We start from the raw sequence: 18,556 nt of genomic DNA, 5'->3' as shown, positions 1-18,556 counted from the left end.
CCCCGCCCCCCGCGAGGCGTACCTGCGCGAAGGCCTGCTCGGCGAGCACCCGGCACCCCCGGCGCCCTCGGCCCCCGAGGGCGTCGGCCGGGTGCGGATCGCGTTCGTCCCCGGCGAGGCCGACCAGAAGAACCTCGCGGCCGAGCGCGACGTCCGGGTGCCGCCCGGCGTCACGGTGTTCGACGCCGCGTCCTGGAACGGCATCGCGATCGACTCCACGTGCGGCGGCCACGGCACGTGCCGCAAGTGCAAGATCCGCGTCGTCGAGGGCGACGTCCCGGTCGCGCGCCTCGACCCGCGGGCGTTCTCCACCGAGCAGCTGCGGCAGGGCTGGCGGCTGGCCTGCCTGGCCCAGGCGAACCGCGACCTGCGCGTCGAGGTGCCGCCGCTGCTCACCCGGCCGAAGGCGGCCACCGTCGGCGTCGGCCGGCAGGTCATCCTGCGGCCCGCCGTCCAGAAGCGCTGCGTCACCCTCGCCGAGCCGACGCTCGCCGACCAGGCCCCCGACCTCGACCGGCTCCTCGCGCAGATCGACGACCTCGAGCTGCGGGTCGACCTGCACGCCCTGCGCAGCCTGCCGAAGGCGCTGCGGGACAACGACTTCACCGTGACCGCGGTGATCGTCGACGACGTCCTCGTGGACGTCGAGGGCGGCGACACGACCGAGCAGCGCTACGCGATCGCGTTCGACCTCGGCACGACGACGGTCGTCGCGACGCTGCTCGACCTCTCCACCGGGACGCCGTCCGCCGTCCGCTCGATGCTCAACAAGCAGCAGCCGTTCGGCGGGGACGTCATCAGCCGGATCAGCGCGACGATGCTCGACCCCGACGCCCTCGGCCGGCTCCGGGACGCCGCGCACGCCACCCTTGCCGAGCTCGCCGACGAGGTCTGCGCCGAGGCCGGCGTCGCCCCGCGGCACGTCTACGAGGTCGCCCTGGCCGGCAACGCGACGATGACGGCGCTGGCCCTCGGGATCGACCCCGAGCCGCTCGGTGTCGCCCCGTTCGTCATGACCGCGAGCGGCTTCCCCGACGTGCTCGCCGCCGACCTCGGCCTCACCCTGCACCCGCGGGCCCGGGCCTACGTCTTCCCCTCGCTCGGCGCGTACGTCGGCGGCGACATCGTCGCGGGCATGCTCGCCAGCGGCATGGACCGGGACAAGCGGCTGCGCCTGTTCATCGACGTCGGCACGAACTGCGAGATCGTCCTCGGCGACGCGAGCCGCCTCGTCTCGACCGCGGCCCCGGCCGGGCCCGCCTTCGAGGGCGCGTCGATCCGCTGCGGCATGCGGGCCGCGGACGGCGCGATCGAGGTCGTGAAGATCAGCGACGACGACGTCCAGCTCCAGGTCATCGGGGACGTCGCCCCGATGGGCCTGTGCGGCTCCGGCCTCGTCGACGCGGTCGCCGAGCTCGCCGCCGTCGGCATCCTCGACACCTCGGGGCGGCTCGTCGCCGACGAGGTCGCCCGCGAGAAGCACCCCGGGCTGGCCGACCGGCTCCTCACCGTCGGCAAGGAGCGCGTCTTCGTCCTGCACTGGAAGGGCGAGGTCGGCGACGTCGACGAGGCGATCTACCTGTCGCAGCGCGACGTCCGCGAGCTGCAGTTCGCCAAGGCCGCCATCGCGACGGGCTGGAAGCTCCTCGTCGAGGAGATCGGCGCCGACGTCGCCGACATCCAGCAGGTGCTCCTCGCCGGCTCGTTCGGGTCGTACCTGTCCCCCGCGAGCGCCGTCCGGATCGGTCTGGTCCCCAAGGTGCCCCTGCTGCGGATCGTCAGCGCCGGCAACGTCGCCGGCGAGGGCGCGAAGATGACCCTGCTCTCGGTCCGCGAGCGCCAGGGCGCGCAGACCCTGCTCGAGGAGGTGCGCTACGTCGAGCTCTCCGACCGCACCGACTTCAACGACCTCTTCGTCGAGCAGCTGTCGTTCCCGGTCTGACGAGGTCGCGGACGACGGGCCGCGCGTCGGCGTCGTCGCCTGCGGCGCGCTGTCGCTGACGATCGGGCGGGTCGCCGCCCGGCGCGGCTGGCCCGTCGACGTGCACCCGCTGCCGCCGCTGCTGCACAACCACCCGGACCGGATCGCCGCGGCCGTCGAGGAGGCGCTCGCCGGACTCGCGGCGCACCGGCCGCGGTACGCCCGGCTCGCGGTCGCGTACGCCGACTGCGGCACGTACGGGGCCCTCGACGAGGTCCTCGCGCGGCACGGGGTCGCCCGGCTCGCCGGGGACCACTGCTACGACGTCTACGCGGGCGTCCAGCGGCTCAAGGAGCTCTTCGAGGCCGAGGCCGGGACGTACGTGCTCACCGACTTCCTCGCGGCGTCCTTCCGCCGCAGCGTCGTCGTCGAGCTGGGCCTGGACCGGTACCCCGAGCTGCACGAGGACTACTTCCGGCACTACCGCCGCGTCGTGTGGCTCGCGCAGCACCCGACGCCTGCGCTCGAGGCGGCCGCCGCGGACGCCGCCGCCGTGCTGCGGCTGCCGCTGGAACGGGTCGACGTCGGCGAGGGCGGGCTCGAGTCCGAGCTGGAGCGGCTCGTCACGGGCTGACTCCGCGCCGCTGTGCCCGCAGACCGGGCGCGCAGACCGGGCCCGCGCACCCCGCACGCGTGGCACCCTGGCCCGGTGAGCCGAGCCGTACGCGTCGTCGTCCTCGTCCGTGGCATCAACGTCGGGACGGCGAAGCAGGTGCGGATGGCGGACCTCACGACCGCCCTGGAGGACGTCGGCGGTACCGGCGTCCGCACCTACCTGCGCAGCGGCAACGCGGTCATGGACGTCCCCGCGCGGGCCGCCGGGACGCCGGCCGCTCTCGCCGCGCTCGGCACGGCCGCCGAGCAGGCGCTGCTCACCCGCAGCGGTGTTCAGGCCCGGGTCCTCGTCGTCACCGCCGACCACCTGCGTGCGGTCGCGGCGGCGAACCCCTTCCCCGACCTCACCGCGACCCCCAAGCAGCTGCACGTCATGTTCTGCGAGACCGCACCCGACGCCGCCGCGCTCGACGCCACGGTCGGCCTGCGGCACGGCGACGACGAGATGGCGGTCGGCGACCACACCCTCTACCTCGCGTTCCGCAGCGGCCGCAGCATCGACTCACCGCTGACGAAGGTGCTGCCGAGGACGAAGATCGTCGCGACGGCCCGCAACTGGTCGACCGTCGTCGCGCTGCTGGCACTCGTCGACGCCTGATCCGAGTCGGTCCCGCTCCTGTGTGTGGTGCGGTGCGGGGCGGCAGGCGGGTGACCGTCGGACCCGGTCGGCCGGAGGGAGGGCTCTGTGGAGGTGCTCGCTGCTGTTCGTGAGCTCTACGTACGGCGGTGGGGAGAGCCGTCAAGGCACGCGATCTTCCGTGCCCCTGACGCCGAGATGGAGATCTGCAAGTGGGATGCTGCGGCGAACGACCAGGGCGTCGATCTCTACGCGACGCTGGGGGCGAGCGCACAGGATCTCCCGGCCGGCGGCCTCGGGCACAGGAACGAGTTCTTCGTCGGCCTCCGGCCGGGCGAGGACGACGTCGCGTCCGCCCTCGCGGCACTCGGGCTCTACTCCGTCCGTGAACGCGTGGCCGTCGATCATGGCGATTCGGTGCCGTGCGACGGCCCGTTGTGGCCGGGCACCGAGATGAGCTCCTTCCTGGTCATGCGGCAGGTGGGAGAGATCCTGGCTCCCGCGTCCCTGCCGAGCGGGGTGCACGTCGAGTTCCTGCAGGCGATACCTCTGTTCGAGTCAGAGCGTCGGTTCAAGGTCGCCCACGGCGCGGATGCCTTGATCCGCCGCTGGCAGAGCGCCGGCACGGCCTTCTGGGACCCGGGGCGCAGACCCGATCCGGCGTCGTGAGACGTGCCGCGGCGCTCAGAGCAGCCCGCGCACCGCCAGCTCCGCCTCGCACGCCGCGGCGTCCGTGAAGAGCAGCGCGTGCCAGCCCGCGGACCGGGCCGCGTCGACGTTCGGTGCGTGGTCGTCGAGGAAGAGCAGGTCGCCCGCGGGCACGCCGAACCGCTCCTGCGCGACCTCGAAGATCGCCGGGTCCGGCTTGGCGAGGTGCACCCGGCCGGAGAAGACCCCGTCGGCGAAGAGGCCGAAGAACGCGTGCTCGGCCTCGAGCCGGTCGGCGTGCGGCGCGGGCATGTTCGACAGGTAGAACATCGGCGTCCCGCCGTCGTGCAGCCGCTCCAGCAGGGCGACGCTCGAGGGCACCGGCACCAGCTCGGACGGCACCTGGGCGAGGACGGCGCGCAGGTCGTCCGGCGTGAGGTCGGTGCGCACGGCGATCCCGGCGACGACCCCGTCGGCGTCGAGCAGGCCGCGGTCGAACCGGGACCACTCGCCGCCCGGGTGGCCGAAGATGCTGCGGGCGAGCCGCTCCGCGTCGTCAGCCCGGTGCGGCAGCGCCCGGCGGACCAGCTCGAGCGGGCGCCAGCGCAGCAGGACCCCGCCGAGGTCGAAGACGAGGTGCACCGGACCGCGGACCTCAGCCCTCGCCGAGCAGCCGCCGCCGCCAGGCCTCGGTCTCGGCGACCTGGTTGAAGGTGAAGACGTGCAGGCCGGCGAGCCCCCACTCCGGGTCGCCGACCTCCTTGGCGAGGCGGTTGAGCAGCCGCTCGGGGGTGTAGCCGGGGTTGGCGAGCCGCGCGAACCAGCCGGCGTGCTTCGTGAGGAACCGCGTCGACTCCCCGACCCCGACCTTCGTCGCCATCGAGAGCAGCTTGGTCGCCTCGACCGGCCCGGCGATGCCGACCTGGATCGGCAGGGTGACGCCGCGCCGGCGCACGCGCTTGACCCAGCCGGCGATCGCGGAGGGGTCGAAGCAGAGGTTGCTGACGATCTCCGTCGCGTGGGAGCGCTTGTCCCACATGGCCTGCACGGTGACGTCGTCGTCGATCGACGGGTGGCTCTCCGGGTAGCCGGTGATGCCCACGGTGGAGAACGGGCTGCCCATCCGGCTCAGCTCGGCGAGCGCCGGCAGCGCGGCGTCGTACTCGCCCGCGGGCGGGTCGGCGTCCCCTGCCGGCACGAAGACGGCGGTGATGCCGGCGGCCGTGCAGCGCGCGACGAGGTCGGCGAGGTGCGCGCCGTCCCTGATGAGCCGTGCCGACAGGTGCGGGACGACCCTGTACCCGTGACCGGCGAAGCGCTCGGCGAGGTCGACGGTCTGCTCGATGCCCTTGGCCGGCGAGGCGGTCACGGTGAGCGCGACGTCCTTGGGGACGGCCGCGAGCACCTTCTCCTCGATCGTCTTCGTCGGCAGCACCTCGTACCGCGCGTTGCGCAGCAGACGCTCCGCGGCGGTCCCGCGGGTGAGGGTCTCGGTCCTGGCCATCAGGCGCTCACCTGCCGGGTCGGGTCGGGGTCGGTGCCGTCGGAGAGACCGTCGGACAGACCGTCGGACGAGGGGGCACCGGTGCGGACGGGCGGGTAGTGCTCGCCGACCGGGCCGGCGGGGCGGTGCCGGTAGAACGGCTCGGTGATCGCCTCGAGCGGGGTGTTGCCGAGCACGAGGTCGGCGGCCTTCTCGGCGAGCATCATGACGGGCGCGTAGATGTTGCCGTTCGTCACGTACGGCATCACGGAGGCGTCGACGACGCGCAGCCCTTCGACGCCGTGCACCCGCATCGTCAGCGGGTCGACGACGGACTCCTCGTCGACGCCCATCCGGGCGGTGCACGACGGGTGCAGCGCGGTCTCGCCCTCGTGACCGACCCAGTCGAGGATCTGCTCGTCGGTCTCCACCTGTGCCCCGGGCGAGATCTCGCCGCCGTCGAAGGGCGCCATCGCCGCCTGGCCGAGGATCTCGCGGGTCCGGCGGACCGCCTCGACCCACTCCCGGCGGTCCTGGTCGGTCGACAGGTAGTTGAAGAGCATCGACGGCTTGACCGTCGGGTCCGCGCTCCTGATCCGCAGGTGGCCCCGGGCGTCGGAGTACATCGGCCCGACGTGCACCTGGTAGCCGTGGCCGCCCGCGGGCGCCGTCCCGTCGTACCGGACCGCGATCGGCAGGAAGTGGTACATGAGGTTCGGGTACTCGACGTCCTCGTTGCTACGGATGAAGCCGCCGGCCTCGAAGTGGTTCGTCGCCCCGGGGCCGCTGCGCAGGAAGAGCCACTGCGCCCCGATGAGCGGCTTGTACCGGTGCTTGAGGTAGGGCTGCATCGTCACCGGCTGCGTCGCGGTGTGCTGGATGTAGACCTCGAGGTGGTCCTGGAGGTGCTCACCGACGCCGGGCAGGTGGTGGACCATCTCGACGCCGAGCGGGCGCAGGTGCTCGGAGTTGCCGATGCCGGAGACCTGGAGCAGCTGCGGGGAGTTGATCGCGCCGCCGGCGAGGATCACCTCGCCCGCCTCGATGCGCTCGACGGAGCCGGCGGAGTAGCGACTGGGGGCGCCGCCCCACAGCGGTGCCTTCGCGACCTCGACGCCGATCGCCTTCTTGCCGCGGAACAGCACCTTGGTGACGAACGCCCGGGTGCGGACCTCGAGGTTGCCGCGACCCTTGACCGGGTGCAGGTAGGCGCGGGCCGCGGAGAGCCGGCGGCCGCGGTGGACGTTGCGGTCGAACGCCGAGAAGCCCTCCTGGCGGTACCCGTTGACGTCGTCCGTCAGCGGGTAGCCGGCCTGCTGGACGGCCTCGAGGAAGGCCCCGAAGAGCGGGTTCGTCGCCGGGCCGCGCTCGAGGACGAGCGGGCCCGAGTGACCGCGCCACACGTCCTCCGGGCCGGTCGCGAGGCAGTTCTCCATGCGCTTGAAGTACGGCAGGCAGTGCGCGAAGTCCCAGGTCTGCATCCCCGGGTCGGCGGCCCAGCGCTCGTAGTCCATCGGGTTGCCGCGCTGGAAGATCATCCCGTTGATGCTGCTGCTGCCGCCGAGCACCTTGCCGCGGGCGTGGTAGATCCGGCGGTCGTGCATGAAGGGCTCGGGCTCGGACTCGTACTGCCAGTCGTAGAACCGGCTGCCGATCGGGAACGGCAGCGCCGCGGGCATGTGGATGAACACGTCCCACGGGTAGTCGCTGCGCCCCGCCTCGAGGACGAGCACCTTCGTGGTGCCGTCCGCCGAGAGCCGGTTGGCGAGCGCGCAGCCCGCCGATCCACCACCGACCACGATGACGTCGTACCGCTGACCGGACACGCTCGACGATCCCTTCGCCGCACGGAAACGCCTGATGGAACGGCAGCGACGCCGCCCCGACGAGTCCCCCCAGGTTCCGGCGATCGTATCCGAGCGACGCGCTATACGGAACGATGTGCGCGATACGCAACAGCGGCACCATCATGTGGGCCGCGGCGCGAGGAGCGTGTCGTCAGGGCGGCGGGAGGACGACGCCGAAGCCGCGGACGCCGAGGCGCACGAGCACCGGACCGGGGGTCGTGAGGTCCCGGACGCGCGCCGAGGAGAGCACCTCCAGCTCGGCCAGGCGGCGGCGGTAGACGTCGTCGCCGGCGACCCGGGCCTCGTGGAGCGCCTGGGTGTTGAGCCAGACCTTCGCCCGGGACTCGCGCAGGAACCTCGTCGTCATCCGGCGGTTCAGCGGGGTCATCGCCCGGTCGACCACGCGCCGCGGGCCGGAGACGCGGCGCAGCTCGCCGTCCTCGGCGGACACCCGGCGGGCGAGCACGTCGTCGATCCGCGCGTGGTCCCGCTCGCGCCGGGCGATCAGGCCGGGGTCGCCGAACTGGGTCGGCGAGATGACCCCGACGAGCGACTGCGGCAGGTCGTAGTTGATGTGGGCGTTCATCCCGAGCAGCACGTGCAGCACCGGCGGGGCGTCGCGGGCGGCCCCGAAGGCGATCCGCCACGGCCGGGGCGCGGCCTTCGGGTCGATCCGGTGCGCGTCGAGGGCGTCCAGGTACAGCTCGGCGAAGACGACGTCCCACCACTCCACCCACGGCGCGTCCTCGAAGCGGCCGTCGTCGACGGCGTCCGCGACCGCCTGCGTCGTGCGCAGGTAGGTCGCGAGGAAGAACCGCGCGGGGTCCCGGTCGCGTTCGAGCACCGACAGCCGCTCGCGCATCCGCGCGACGACAGCGTCGACCGTGTCGCTCACCGCACCTCCCGAGCAGGCCGCACCGCAAGGTCCGGCCCATCACACCATCCCCGGCGGCGTGCTGTCCGGTCGGGCCGCCCGGCGGGCCCGGGCCGGACTCGCCGCACGGCCGGGTGCGGTACCGATAACAAGGGAGTCTGCCCGGGATCGACCGTCAAGTGACGTGCGTCGCACGTCGATGTCCCTCTCGACCCGGAGACAGGGCTCCGCCCGGGGTCAGGCCGTCCCACCCGTCGTTCCCGTCAGGAGACCAGGCGCAGATGTCCATCACCCAGCTGCTCAACGGGGGCGGCAAGCGTGCCGCCGCGGGGATCACCGGCTACCTCGACGACCCGAGGAACCCGGTCAAGGCGACGCTGGACAGTCTCAACGCGAACTGCTTCATCGCGGACACCTCCCTCAACCTCGTCTACATGAACCGCAAGGCGGCGCAGACGGTGCGGGCGCTCGGCCCCGCCGTCCGGCAGGCCTTCGGGATGTCCATCGAGGAGCTCCTCGGCGGATCCATCCACCGCTTCCACAAGGACCCGGCCCGGATCGACCGGATCCTCGCCGACCCCGCCGCGCTCCCCCGCGAGGCGGTCTTCAGCTTCGGCGGGATCACCCTGCGCACGCTCATCAACGCCGTCACGGACGGCGAGGGCACCCGCCACGGGTTCGTCGTCATCTGGGACAACGTCTCCGAGCGCAACGGCCGCGCCGACACCTCGATCGGCGACGTCGACAGCGCCACCGAACGGCTCCGCGGGATCGTCGGCCACATCGTCCAGGTCGCCGCCGAGACCTCGAGCGCCTCCGACACCGCGGCCGCCGCGACCGAGGAGCTGCGCGCGGCCGTCGCCGAGATCGCGCGCTCGTCCTCGGACGCCGTGACCCAGGTCCGGGCCGCGGTCCAGGCCACCGACGAGGGCGCCTCGACGCTGCGGGACCTGCAGCGCTCCAGCACCGAGATCGGCGACTTCCTGCGCCTCATCACGGGCGTCGCCGAGCAGACGAAGATGCTCGCCCTCAACGCGACGATCGAGGCGGCCCGGGCGGGCGAGGCCGGCAAGGGCTTCGCCGTCGTCGCCGACGAGGTCAAGCAGCTCGCCGGCACCACGGCCGCGTCCATCAGCGACATCGAGGCCAGGATCGCCGCCATCCAGCGGGCGGCCGACCTCGGCGTCCAGGCCTTGACGAACATCGAGTCCCTCATCGGCACGATCAGCGAGAGCCAGAACACCGTGGCCGCCGCGATCGAGGAGCAGTCGGCCGTGACGACCGAGATCGCCCGTGCGCTCGAGGGCATCGCGAGCGGCGCGCGGGACACCGCGGCACAGTCCGGTGACATCGAGCAGGCGGTCAGCGAGGTCAGCGAGCAGACGAAGATGCTGCACCGGATCATCCTCGACAGCTGAGCGGCGCCGCCCACCCGTCCTCTGGCGCCCTACGCACCCCAAGAAGCGTTCTTGGGGTGCGTAGGGCGCCAGAGGACGGTGATCTTTGGGGGGGTGCCTCAGACGCCCACGACGGACAGCGCGGCGGCCGCGCCGGCGGTCCGGCCGGCCTCGACGAGGTCGGCGGTGCGGGTGAAGTCCATGAGGCCGCCGGGGCCGTCCGGGGCCGCTCCCAGCTCGACGTGGTGCAACACCGTGCCGTCGAGCCGCGGCAGCGGCCGGCAGCGCATCGATGCCGCGAGCGAGGCGACGAGGACGTCGAGCGCGCTGCGGACGCGCCACGCGCCCGTCCCGGGGTGGGCCGCGACGTCGAGGAGCCAGATGTCGGTCGGGGCGAGGTCGAGCGCCCCCGCGACGGGGACGAGGTCGGTGACCCCGCCGTCGACGTGCTGCTCGGTCCGCACCGTGCCGTCGTCGTCGTAGCCCGCGGGCAGGTGGACCGGCGGGAAGAGCCCGGGCAGGGCGGCCGAGGCGAGCAGGACGTCGGTGAGCGGACCGGTGCCGTGGTAGACGGCGCGGCCGGACGTCAGGGACGTCGTGACGACGCGCAGCGGCACCGCGAGGTCGTCGAAGTCGTCGACGGGCAGCCAGTCGGCGAGCAGGCGCCGCAGCGGCTCCTCGGAGAACAGGGCCGGGCGGCGCGCGACGACGTTGCGCCAGGTCGAGAGCCGGCCGCCGCCGAACACGTCCCGGCGGTGCAGGCCCGACCAGCGGGCGGCGAGCGCCTCGGCGCGTGCGGGGGTCGGGTCGACCGCGAGGAACGCGCCGTTGAGCGCCCCCACGGAGCAGCCGACGATGCCGACGGGGTCGATGCCGGCGCCCAGCAGCGCGGCGAGCGCGCCGGCCTGGGCGGCACCCCGGGCGCCCCCGCCGGACAGGACGACGACGTGCCTGCGGACGACGGGCGCCGCGGGCGGGGCCGGCGCACGGCGGCCCACACGCACGCTGTCGCGCACCGTGGACCACATCGCCACCGGCGGACCTCCGCTCGCCCTCGAGATGAGTTGGCGTCGTCGCGGCGGGCCGCACCCCACCGCGACGACGCGCTGCTGGTCTATCGGCAGGAGGAGCCGCGAGGGTGAGCAGGTACGTCCGGTCTTTCGGCCGGCCGGGTGACCCGGCCCGCGGTGCGGGTGCGGCGGTCGGTCAGGGTGCGGCGGGCGCGGACGGCGGGCGGCCGCCGTCCGTCGGGGGCGCCTCGGCCGCCGCGGGCTGCTCGGCCGAGGGCAGGCCGACGGTGCCGGGCGGCGTCCACATCCGGCCGTCCGGATCGGGGCTGTACCGCACCTTGCGCAGGTGCTTGGCCATGCTCCGGACGAGGACGACGACCGCGAGCGCCAGGCAGAACACCGTGACGAACCCGAGCAGGCCCGGCGACACCTTGTCCGCGTTGGGCCCCTCCGGGTCGACGGCGAGCAGGCCGCCGTGGAGACCGGTGAGCAGGCCGCTGTGCAACGACGTCACCATCACGCCACCTCGACCCGCTCGCGGACGCCTGCGAAGAGGTCGTCCTCGGGGGTCTCGGTCGGCACGTGGGACCGGGCCAGCTGGAAGTCCTCGGTCGGCCAGACGCTGCGCTGGATCTCCGACGGGATGGAGAAGAACCAGCCGTCCGGGTCGATCTGGGTCGCGTGGGCCAGCAGGGCCTTGTCGCGCACCGGGAAGAAGTCGGCGCACTCGACGCGCGTGGTGATGGTGACCTCCTCGCGGTCCTCCCAGCGCTCGAGCCACTCCGCGAACGGGGACTCCAGACCGGCCGCGAGCATCGCCTCGTGGAAGCCGATGATCTTCGCGCGCGAGAACCCGCGGTCGTAGTAGAGCTTGAGCGGCTGCCAGGGGGCGCCGGTGCCCGGGTAGCGCTCGTCGTCGCCGGCCGCCTCGAAGGCCTCCATGCTCACCTTGTGGGTCATGATGTGGTCCGGGTGCGGATAGCCGCCGTTCTCGTCGTACGTCGTCATGACGTGCGGCCGGAACGAACGGACGAGGCGCACGAGCGGGGCCGCGGCGACGTGCAGCGGCTCGAGCGCGAAGCAGCCCTCGGGCAGCGGCGGCAGCGGGTCGCCCTCGGGCAGCCCCGAGTCCACGAAGCCGAGCCACTCGTGCCGGACCCCGAGCGCCGCGACCGCGTTGGCCATCTCGGCCCGGCGGTACTCGGCGATGTCCCGGAGCAGGTCCGGGTCGTCCTTGAGCTTCGGGTTGAGGATGTCGCCGCGCTCGCCGCCGGTGCACGTCACGACGAGCACCTCGACGCCTTCCGCGACGTACCGCGCCATCGTCGCCGCACCCTTGCTGGACTCGTCGTCCGGATGCGCGTGCACGGCCATGAGCCGGAGCACCTCGCCCACGCCACTGCCTCCCTGGTCGTTCGTCGGTCCCCCGGAGGGAGGTCCCCCCTCCCAGGGCGAAGCCGCCCCGGGGGACAATCATTCCCGACGCTACGCCGCCGGTCCGACACCGGCCCGGCGGAGCACGAGGAGGACGACGTGACGCTCGCCGACGGGGCCGCCGGCCCGCGCCGCCCCGAGGGCCGCTACGGCCCGGTCCGGCGCCCGCCGAGCCGCCGCACGCTCGTCGGCGCCGCGGCGGCCGCCCTCCTGCTCGCCGTCGGCTGGTTCGCCTACATCGCCTTCGGCCCGGGCAACCCCGGGGTGCACTACCTCGACATCGGGTACGAGGTCGTCGCGGACACCGAGGTCCGGGTGACGTTCGAGGTCCAGAAGGCCCCGTCGGCGACCGCGGTGTGCACCGTCCGCGCGCTCAACGTGGGGTTCGCCGAGGTCGGGCGCACCGACGTCCGGATCCCCGCGGCGCAGGACGGCGCGGTGACCGTCACCGCCGTCGTGCCCACGAGCGAGCGCGCCGTGAGCGGGAATGTCAAGGCCTGCGCCCTCGGGTGAGCCTTGCTAGGCTCGACGCTTCACCTACCTGACCGAGGGTCCGCATCGGCGGGCCGGGTCAGACGCGTGCCGGGAACAGGCCCGGCCGTGCGGCACAGGCCGACAGCACGTGGAACGGAGGCATCGTGACCGAGACGACGAGCGTCCAGTGGTTGACGCAGGAGGCCTACGACCGCCTCAAGGCCGAGTACGAGTACATGTCGGGTGATGGCCGCACCGAGATCGCCAAGAAGATCGAGGAGGCCCGCCTCGAGGGCGACCTCCGCGAGAACGGCGGCTACCACGCCGCCAAGGAGGAGCAGGGCAAGCAGGAGGCCCGGATCCGGGTCCTGCGCCACCTGCTCGAGAACGCCAAGGTGGGCGACGCGCCCCAGAACGCGGACGACGGCATCGCCCCCGGGATGGTCGTGACCATCGACCTCGCGGGCGACGAGACGACCTTCCTCCTCGGCAGCCGCGAGGTCGCCGGTGACACCGACCTCGACGTCTACAGCGAGAAGAGCCCGCTCGGCTCGGCGATCCTCGGCGCGAAGATCGGCGACAAGGTCGCCTACACGGCGCCGAACGGCAACGAGATCCCGGTCGTCATCAAGGACGCCAAGCCCTACAGCGGCTGAGCGGCCCGCGGCGGCGGGTCAGCTCCCGTCGCGCAGGTCGGCCGGGACGTCGGCCGACCAGGAGATCCCACGGAACGACGCGGTGCAGCCCTCACCGAGCGGGGACTGCGCCGAGAGGCCGAGCCGGACCGAGTCCGGCTCGGCCTTCGCGTCGCCGAGGCCGAACAGGCGCAGCAGGTCCCAGCGGCCGTCCTGCTCGACGTGGAACGCGAAGGCCCCGCCGCCCGCCGAGCAGACCCGCAGCCGGACCGGGCCGGCCACGACCCGGTGGTTGCAGTCGTCCGAGGTGCCGTCGGTGACGACGCTCACGAGCGTCTCCTGGCCGAGCGGGTTCCGCTCCAGCGCCAGCTTCGCCCAGGACCGGTCGTCGACGAACACGTAGAGCGCGGCGGCGTCGAACTGCGTGCCGCCGTCCATGGCGGCCGTCGCCGTGAGGCAGGCCCGGCCCGGGCCGGCCGCGGCGCCGTCGCCGGACGTGCCGAGCGGGGCGAGCAGGATCGGCGCGTTGCCCGCCGCGGCGTGCACCCCGGACGGGTCGACGAACCAGTCGGTGAGCCGGCCGGCCGTGACCGTGAGGACGCCGTCCTCCCAGGTGCTCTCGGCCGGCGCGCCGGGGACGGGAAGCCAGTCGAAGGCCGGGGCGCCGTCGGTGAGATCCATGCCCGGCACCCTACGCGGAACGGCCCGGACCCCGTTCGGGGACGGGATCCGGGCCGCTCGGGCCGACGCCTCGGGAGGGCGCCGGACCGCTATGCGACGGTCACCGTCACGTCGTCGAAGGACGCCGTCGCGTTGCTCGTGCCGACACCGACCCGGCCGGCGGTGAACGTGGCGTCCGTGGCGCTGACGAGCTGGGTGCCGCCGACGGAGCCGGTGAGCGTCGTGCCCTTGACGACGAGCCGGAGCGCGAACGCCTTGTTCGTGGCGGCCTTGTACGGGGCCGACGCGAGGACCGTGGTCTTCCCGCCGACGACCTTGCGCAGCTCGACGACGTTCGCGTCGCGCAGGGCCAGGGCGTAGTAGCTCGTCGCGCTCTGGGCCCGGGCGAGCACCGAGACCGCCGAGCCCGAGCCGGTGACGCCCTTGTTCGTCGCGGTCACCCGGACGTCGGTCGCCGTCCAGGCGGCCGACCCGGCGACCGCCGCGGTCGTCCCGGCGGCCGACTGGGCCAGGGCCCCGGCGCTGACCGCCCAGGTGCCGGCGCCCGCCGTCCAGCCGCTGCTGTTGCCGTCCGCGAAGTCGTCCGCGAACAGCGGCGTCCCGCCGGGGGCGGTGGTCGTGGTCGTCGACGTGGTCGTCGTCGGCGACGGCGACGAGCACGACNGTCGTCGACGTGCTCGTCGCCGTCGGGGTGGCCGAGGTCGTCGTCGACGTCGGCCTCGGCGTGACGACCGTCGTGCCGCCGAAGCTCACGACGAGCTGGCCGCTGCCGGCGAACGACCACTTCATGGCGCCGGTGTACGTGCTGCAGCGGGAGCCGTTCCTGCCGTTCCAGAACTGGTTCGAGGCGTCGGCGTCCCCCGAGGTCTTGTCGACCGTCGAGCCCGAGCTGCGGCAGGACGTGTCGTTGCGGAACACCGAGACGCCGCCGTCGAACGCGAAGTTGCGCTCGGTGTTGTCGATGCTCACGTTGTCGGACACCGTGATCCGGCCCGGGTTGCTGTTCCAGGTGAACCCGTGCTGCCCGTTCTTGTAGGCGATGCTCCGGCGGATCACGTGGTTGACCGCGATCTTCGAGCCGCCGAGCTTGAAGCCGTTGCGGTCGCCGTTGGCCAGCTGCGTGCCGTCGGACAGCGTGCCGTTGGAGTAGGCGAGGGAGTCCTCGATCGTCACCGGGTCGATCGGGCCGGTGTCCGGCTTGGCGAACAGGTCCCAGCCGTCGTCGACGTTGTGGTGCGCGACCGTGGAGCGGAAGACGTTGCCGGGGCCGACCGTGAGCTTCGCGGCGAACCCGTCGGCGTTCTCGCCGAGCGCGTCCTTGTTGTCGTGGGACTCCGAGGTGACGATGAGGTTGTTCGCCGGCCAGCCCGAGCGCGGGGTCGTGGACGCGGCCCGACCGATCTGCAGACCGGTGTCGCGGTTGAAGCGCGTCACGGTCCGCTCGACGACGTTGTTGCTGCCGGAGACGTAGATGCCGTTGTCACCGGCCCGCTCCACGACGAGACCGTAGAGGTGCCAGAAGTTCCCGCCGAGCACGAGACCGCGGTTGGAGGCGGCCTCGCTCTGGGCGGAGAAGTTGAGGACCGGGGCCTCCCCCGGGTACGCGGCGAGCTCCTTGCGCGCGGACGACGTGCCGTTGTTGCCCGCGGGGATCGTCACCGTCGAGGAGAGCTTGTAGGTGCCGCCCCGCAGGTAGATCGTGCCGCCCGGGGTGATCTTCGAGATCGCCGCCGCGAGCGTGGTCGGGGCCGAGGCGGTGCCGGCGGCACCGGCGCTGCCGGTCGGGGAGACGTACAGGGCGTTGCCGTTGAGCGCTGCCTGCGACGTCGACGTCGCCACGGCGACGACCGCGGAGGCCCCCACCGCGACGACGACGGCGGCGGCGAACGCCCGGGCCCCGACGCGGGCGGGGCGCCGCCGCGCAGTCCTTGCAGCCATGAAGATCGGTGTCCCTCTGCTCGGTGGTGTCCGACGCGCAGAGGTCGTCCCGGGGCCGCCGCGGGTTTCCATCCGCGACAGGATGTGACGTGGACCACACCGAGGGCGGGTCAGGCCTCCGGACCGGGCTCCCCGGCGGCCCGGCGGGCGCCCTCGACGGGCTCGTCGGCGAGCGGTCCGGCCCCGGCGGCGGCGACGGCGGCGTCCTGCGCGGCCCCGTCCGGGGTCTGGCCGGTCGCCGCGCCCTTGTCGAACCCGTCGAGGACGCCGTCCGCCGCGTCGCGTCTGGAGTCCTCCTCGTCGTCCGACCCCGACAGGTACGAGGCCACGACGTTGACGACGGCCGCGAGCGGGACGGCGAACAGACCCCCGACGATGCCGGCGAGGAGCACGCCCGCGGCGATCGAGAGGATCACCGCGAGCGGGTGCACGGAGACCGCCCGGCCCATGAGGAACGGCTGGAGCACGTGCGCCTCGAGCTGCTGCACGGCGATGACCGAGGCGAGCATGATGAGCGCGACGACCGGGCCCTTCGCGACGAGCGCGACGAGGACGGCGACGATGCCCGTGACGAAGGCACCGACGATCGGCACGAACGCGCCGAGGAAGACCAGGACGCCGAGCGGCAGCGCGAGCGGGACGCCGAGGATCGCCGCAGCGATCCCGACGCCCGCACCGTCGACGACCGCGACGATCATCGTGGCCCGCACGTAGGCCGTCAGCGTCGCCCAGGCCCGCACGCCCGCACCGTTGACCCGGGCCCGGGCCGTGCGCGGGAAGAGCCGGACCACCCAGGCCCAGATCCGGTCGCCGCCGGACAGCATGAAGAACGCGCTGAAGAGCACGATGAAGAAGCCGGTGCCGATGTCCGCCGCCGTCGACCCGACCTGCAGCGCACCGCTGACGAGCTGGGAGCTGTTCGCCTGGATCTCGGCGACGATCCGGTCGATGTACTGGGACACCTGGTTGTTCGTCAGGTGCAGCGGCCCGCTGGCGAGCGACTTCTGCAGCTCCTCCCAGCCGCTGAGCGCCTGCTTCTGCAGGCTCGGGAAGCCGGTCGTCACCTGCTGGCCGATGAGCGTGATGAGACCGGCGATGACGAGCAGCGACAGGACGATCGCGCCGATCGCCGCGAGCCCGCGCGGCACGCCGGGGCGGCCGCGGCCCGCGGCGACGAGGTCGACGAACGGCTTGAGGAACGCCACGACGAGCAGCGCGACGAGCACCGGGACGACGAGCACCTCGAAGATCCCGAGGATGCGCAGCAGGTAGTAGATCGCGACGCCGACCACGAGCATCCGCCAGGACCACCCGGCGGCGGCACGCAGCCCGGCAGGGACGACGTCGGCGTCGTCGAGGCGTCCGACGGCGGCACGCTCACGCGGCGAGAGGCTCATGGCCCCATCCTGCCGGGTGCGGGTGCTCCGGACCGGGCGACGTGGCGGTCGGGCCGCGCGGTCCGGGCGGTCGCGCCGTCAGGGGTCAGCCGGGCGACGTGATCGAGCGGGCGAGCCGGGCGGCGGCGACCGGGGCCCCGGCGGCGAGCAGCCCGGCGGCGAAGAGCGTGTACCGGCCATCGACGACGACCCGGGCCCGGTCGGGCACCCGCCAGCCGCCGGCGTGGTCGGACGTCGCCGGCGCGAGCACCGCGGCCCGGGTCGCGGCGTCCGCGTGCCGCAGCACCCCGCCGCTGCCGACGACGAGCGCGACGTCGCGCAGCGGGCGCGGCGACGCCGAGGGGGTCGCGGGGCGGCCGTGCCGGCGCAGCGCGACGGTGACCGCGAGCCGGGCCAGCGTCGTGTCGAGGTCGCGGGCCGCGGCGCCGTCGGCGGTCCCCGGGCCGGGCACCCAGGCCGGTTCGGCGCGGGCCCGTTCGGCGTGCGCGGCGAGCGCGGCGGTCGTGGCGTCGCCGGGTTCCAGGAGCCGTTCGGCGACCGCGGCGGCCACGACCCCCGGCGCGCCCCAGCGCATCCCGAGGTCCCCCTCGACGGTGCGGGCCCGCCACAGCGTCGCGACGACCTCCTTGGCGAGCGCGGCATCCTCGCCCTCGGGCGTGAGCACCGAGTAGACGTCGGTCGTGGCGCCCCCGACGTCGACGACGAGCACGTCGCCGGCGCCCCGGACGTCGTCCGCGCCCGGGACGTCGTGGCTCCCGTCGGCGAGCGCCTCGACGCCCGCGAGGACGGCGTCCGGGGTGGCCGCGCGGACGAGCCGGGCGAACGCCGGGCCCTTCGAGAGCCCCTTGCCGCCGATGACGTGGCTGAGGAAGACCTCGCGGATCGCCGCCCGGGCCCCGAGCGGGTCGAGGACACCGATCCGGGGCAGGACGTTCGCCGTGACGACGACGTGCCGGCGGCGGCGCTCGAGCTCGGCGCGGGCCTCGTCGGCGGCGTCGGCGTTGCCGGCGAGGACGACCGGCACCGGCAGCCGGGCGATGCCGAGCCGGCGGGCGTTGTGCAGGAGCACCTCGGCGTTGCCGCCGTCCGTGCCGCCGACGAGCAGGACGACGTCCGGTGCGGCGGCGCGCAGGTCGTCCAGCCGGGGGTCGGCGTCGCCCGGGCCGTCGAGCGGACCCGCCGCGACGTGGACGACCTTGCCGCCGGCCGAGAGCGCGACCCGGTGGCCGGCCTCCGCGGTGACGAGCCGCTCGTAGCCGACGACGGCGATCCGCAGCCCGCCGCCCGCGCTCGAGCAGACGAGGACGTCGTCCGCACGCCGCCCGGCGGCCCGCTCCGCGTCCGCCCGGACGGCCGCGACACCGTCGAGGACGTCGCTCGCGAGCGTCGTCGGGTGCGAGGCGGTGGCGAGCAGGTCGCCGGTCGCGGTGTCGACGAGGGCCGCCTTCGTGAAGGTCGACCCGACGTCGACGCACAGGACGTCGCTCACGCCACACTCCGCTGCCGCTGCGCCGTCGCCACGGGCGCTAGCGTGCCAGAGCGAGGGTCGGGCTGAAGGAGGACGG

Annotated in this window: 17 protein-coding genes and 1 pseudogene; 7 read left to right on the top strand and 11 right to left on the bottom strand. The window is 73.9% G+C overall.

The genetic code is table 11. From position 1 onward, the window contains the following. The 4 genes from ECOMGDLI_RS11230 to ECOMGDLI_RS11215 all read left to right on the top strand — a co-directional run. The coding region (locus ECOMGDLI_RS11230; protein ID WP_198954768.1) for an ASKHA domain-containing protein at window positions 1-1,942 on the top strand (1,942 nt) is incomplete at its 5' end. A gap of 100 nt (window positions 1,943-2,042) precedes the next feature. Beyond that, window positions 2,043-2,555 (top strand): DUF1638 domain-containing protein, encoded by a 513-nt coding sequence (locus ECOMGDLI_RS11225; RefSeq protein WP_198954767.1) that lies wholly within the window; start codon window positions 2,043-2,045, stop codon window positions 2,553-2,555. A 75-nt stretch (window positions 2,556-2,630) separates the two neighbouring features. Next, the gene (locus ECOMGDLI_RS11220) at window positions 2,631-3,194 is read left to right on the top strand and encodes a DUF1697 domain-containing protein (protein WP_158220976.1); all 564 of its coding nucleotides are present in this window, start codon (window positions 2,631-2,633) and stop codon (window positions 3,192-3,194) included. 87 nt (window positions 3,195-3,281) lie between these two features. After that, window positions 3,282-3,842: a suppressor of fused domain protein gene (locus ECOMGDLI_RS11215; RefSeq protein WP_088316918.1), complete on the top strand. Its 561-nt coding sequence runs from the start codon at window positions 3,282-3,284 to the stop codon at window positions 3,840-3,842. A gap of 15 nt (window positions 3,843-3,857) precedes the next feature. Here ECOMGDLI_RS11215 and ECOMGDLI_RS11210 read toward each other — a convergent pair whose 3' ends face one another. The 4 genes from ECOMGDLI_RS11210 to ECOMGDLI_RS11195 all read right to left on the bottom strand — a co-directional run bounded on the left by ECOMGDLI_RS11210 (window position 3,858) and on the right by ECOMGDLI_RS11195 (window position 8,046). Further along, window positions 3,858-4,463 (bottom strand): HAD family phosphatase, encoded by a 606-nt coding sequence (locus ECOMGDLI_RS11210; RefSeq protein ID WP_088316917.1) that lies wholly within the window; start codon window positions 4,461-4,463, stop codon window positions 3,858-3,860. Window positions 4,464-4,476: 13 nt separating this feature from the next. After that, the gene (locus tag ECOMGDLI_RS11205; protein ID WP_088316916.1) at window positions 4,477-5,325 is read right to left on the bottom strand and encodes a methylenetetrahydrofolate reductase; all 849 of its coding nucleotides are present in this window, start codon (window positions 5,323-5,325) and stop codon (window positions 4,477-4,479) included. After that, on the bottom strand, window positions 5,325-7,130 hold the full coding sequence (gene betA, locus ECOMGDLI_RS11200) for a choline dehydrogenase (protein ID WP_088316915.1): 1,806 nt from the start codon (window positions 7,128-7,130) through the stop codon (window positions 5,325-5,327). Before betA ends, ECOMGDLI_RS11205 begins: the two co-directional genes overlap by 1 nt. Before the next feature lie 172 nt (window positions 7,131-7,302). After that, window positions 7,303-8,046: a DUF5995 family protein gene (locus tag ECOMGDLI_RS11195; protein WP_088316914.1), complete on the bottom strand. Its 744-nt coding sequence runs from the start codon at window positions 8,044-8,046 to the stop codon at window positions 7,303-7,305. Between the two features lie 260 nt (window positions 8,047-8,306). Here ECOMGDLI_RS11195 and ECOMGDLI_RS34585 point away from each other — a divergent pair, with 260 nt between their 5' ends. Next, window positions 8,307-9,443 (top strand): methyl-accepting chemotaxis protein, encoded by a 1,137-nt coding sequence (locus ECOMGDLI_RS34585; RefSeq protein ID WP_088316913.1) that lies wholly within the window; start codon window positions 8,307-8,309, stop codon window positions 9,441-9,443. 98 nt (window positions 9,444-9,541) lie between these two features. Here the strand turns inward: ECOMGDLI_RS34585 and ECOMGDLI_RS11185 are convergent, their stop codons facing one another. The 3 genes from ECOMGDLI_RS11185 to mca form a co-directional block, all read right to left on the bottom strand. Then, window positions 9,542-10,450, bottom strand: a complete 909-nt coding sequence (locus ECOMGDLI_RS11185) for a patatin-like phospholipase family protein (RefSeq protein ID WP_233153410.1) — start codon at window positions 10,448-10,450, stop codon at window positions 9,542-9,544. Window positions 10,451-10,628: 178 nt separating this feature from the next. Further along, window positions 10,629-10,949, bottom strand: coding sequence for a hypothetical protein (locus ECOMGDLI_RS11180; protein ID WP_088316911.1), 321 nt, complete (start codon window positions 10,947-10,949; stop codon window positions 10,629-10,631). Further along, on the bottom strand, window positions 10,949-11,827 hold the full coding sequence (mca, locus tag ECOMGDLI_RS11175; protein ID WP_088316910.1) for a mycothiol conjugate amidase Mca: 879 nt from the start codon (window positions 11,825-11,827) through the stop codon (window positions 10,949-10,951). Before mca ends, ECOMGDLI_RS11180 begins: the two co-directional genes overlap by 1 nt. A 138-nt stretch (window positions 11,828-11,965) precedes the next feature. On the opposite strand from mca, the gene ECOMGDLI_RS11170 reads away from it, so the two are divergent. Together ECOMGDLI_RS11170 and greA are read left to right on the top strand one after the other, a co-directional pair. After that, window positions 11,966-12,379 carry a DUF4307 domain-containing protein gene (locus ECOMGDLI_RS11170; protein WP_158220975.1) on the top strand — a complete coding sequence of 138 codons (414 nt, stop codon included), beginning with the start codon at window positions 11,966-11,968 and terminating at the stop codon, window positions 12,377-12,379. A 125-nt stretch (window positions 12,380-12,504) separates the two neighbouring features. Next, window positions 12,505-12,996 carry a transcription elongation factor GreA gene (greA, locus tag ECOMGDLI_RS11165; protein ID WP_088316909.1) on the top strand — a complete coding sequence of 164 codons (492 nt, stop codon included), beginning with the start codon at window positions 12,505-12,507 and terminating at the stop codon, window positions 12,994-12,996. A gap of 18 nt (window positions 12,997-13,014) precedes the next feature. Here the strand turns inward: greA and ECOMGDLI_RS35880 are convergent, their stop codons facing one another. From ECOMGDLI_RS35880 to ECOMGDLI_RS11150, 4 genes and pseudogenes are all read right to left on the bottom strand, one after another. Continuing rightward, a complete protein-coding gene (locus tag ECOMGDLI_RS35880; RefSeq protein WP_233153409.1) occupies window positions 13,015-13,656 on the bottom strand; it encodes a DUF1349 domain-containing protein in 642 nt (213 codons plus the stop codon). Between the two features lie 664 nt (window positions 13,657-14,320). Continuing rightward, a pseudogene (locus ECOMGDLI_RS36790) lies at window positions 14,321-15,462 on the bottom strand (right-handed parallel beta-helix repeat-containing protein); the annotation flags it as partial. Between the two features lie 242 nt (window positions 15,463-15,704). Further along, window positions 15,705-16,991, bottom strand: coding sequence for an AI-2E family transporter (locus ECOMGDLI_RS11155; protein WP_088316907.1), 1,287 nt, complete (start codon window positions 16,989-16,991; stop codon window positions 15,705-15,707). Window positions 16,992-17,076: 85 nt separating this feature from the next. Next, a complete protein-coding gene (locus ECOMGDLI_RS11150) occupies window positions 17,077-18,480 on the bottom strand; it encodes a glutamate mutase L (protein WP_088316906.1) in 1,404 nt (467 codons plus the stop codon). Window positions 18,481-18,556 lie beyond the last annotated feature (76 nt).

It is taken from the genome of Kineosporia sp. R_H_3 (assembly GCF_002198675.1).
Taxonomy (GTDB): Bacteria; Actinomycetota; Actinomycetes; order Actinomycetales; family Kineosporiaceae; genus R-H-3.
Note: the sequence above shows the minus strand (reverse complement) of the source record. Positions and strands in the feature narration are given on the sequence as shown.

Excerpts from the sequence above, each read along its gene's own strand:
- ECOMGDLI_RS11155 (WP_088316907.1), bottom strand. The coding sequence starts at position 16,991 with ATGAGCCTCTCGCCGCGTGAGCGTGCCGCCGTCGGACGCCTCGACGAC.
- ECOMGDLI_RS11185 (WP_233153410.1), bottom strand. The coding sequence starts at position 10,450 with ATGTGGTCCACGGTGCGCGACAGCGTGCGTGTGGGCCGCCGTGCGCCG.
- ECOMGDLI_RS34585 (WP_088316913.1), top strand. The coding sequence starts at position 8,307 with ATGTCCATCACCCAGCTGCTCAACGGGGGCGGCAAGCGTGCCGCCGCG.
- ECOMGDLI_RS11180 (WP_088316911.1), bottom strand. The coding sequence starts at position 10,949 with ATGGTGACGTCGTTGCACAGCGGCCTGCTCACCGGTCTCCACGGCGGC.
- ECOMGDLI_RS11205 (WP_088316916.1), bottom strand. The coding sequence starts at position 5,325 with ATGGCCAGGACCGAGACCCTCACCCGCGGGACCGCCGCGGAGCGTCTG.
- ECOMGDLI_RS35880 (WP_233153409.1), bottom strand. The coding sequence starts at position 13,656 with ATGGATCTCACCGACGGCGCCCCGGCCTTCGACTGGCTTCCCGTCCCC.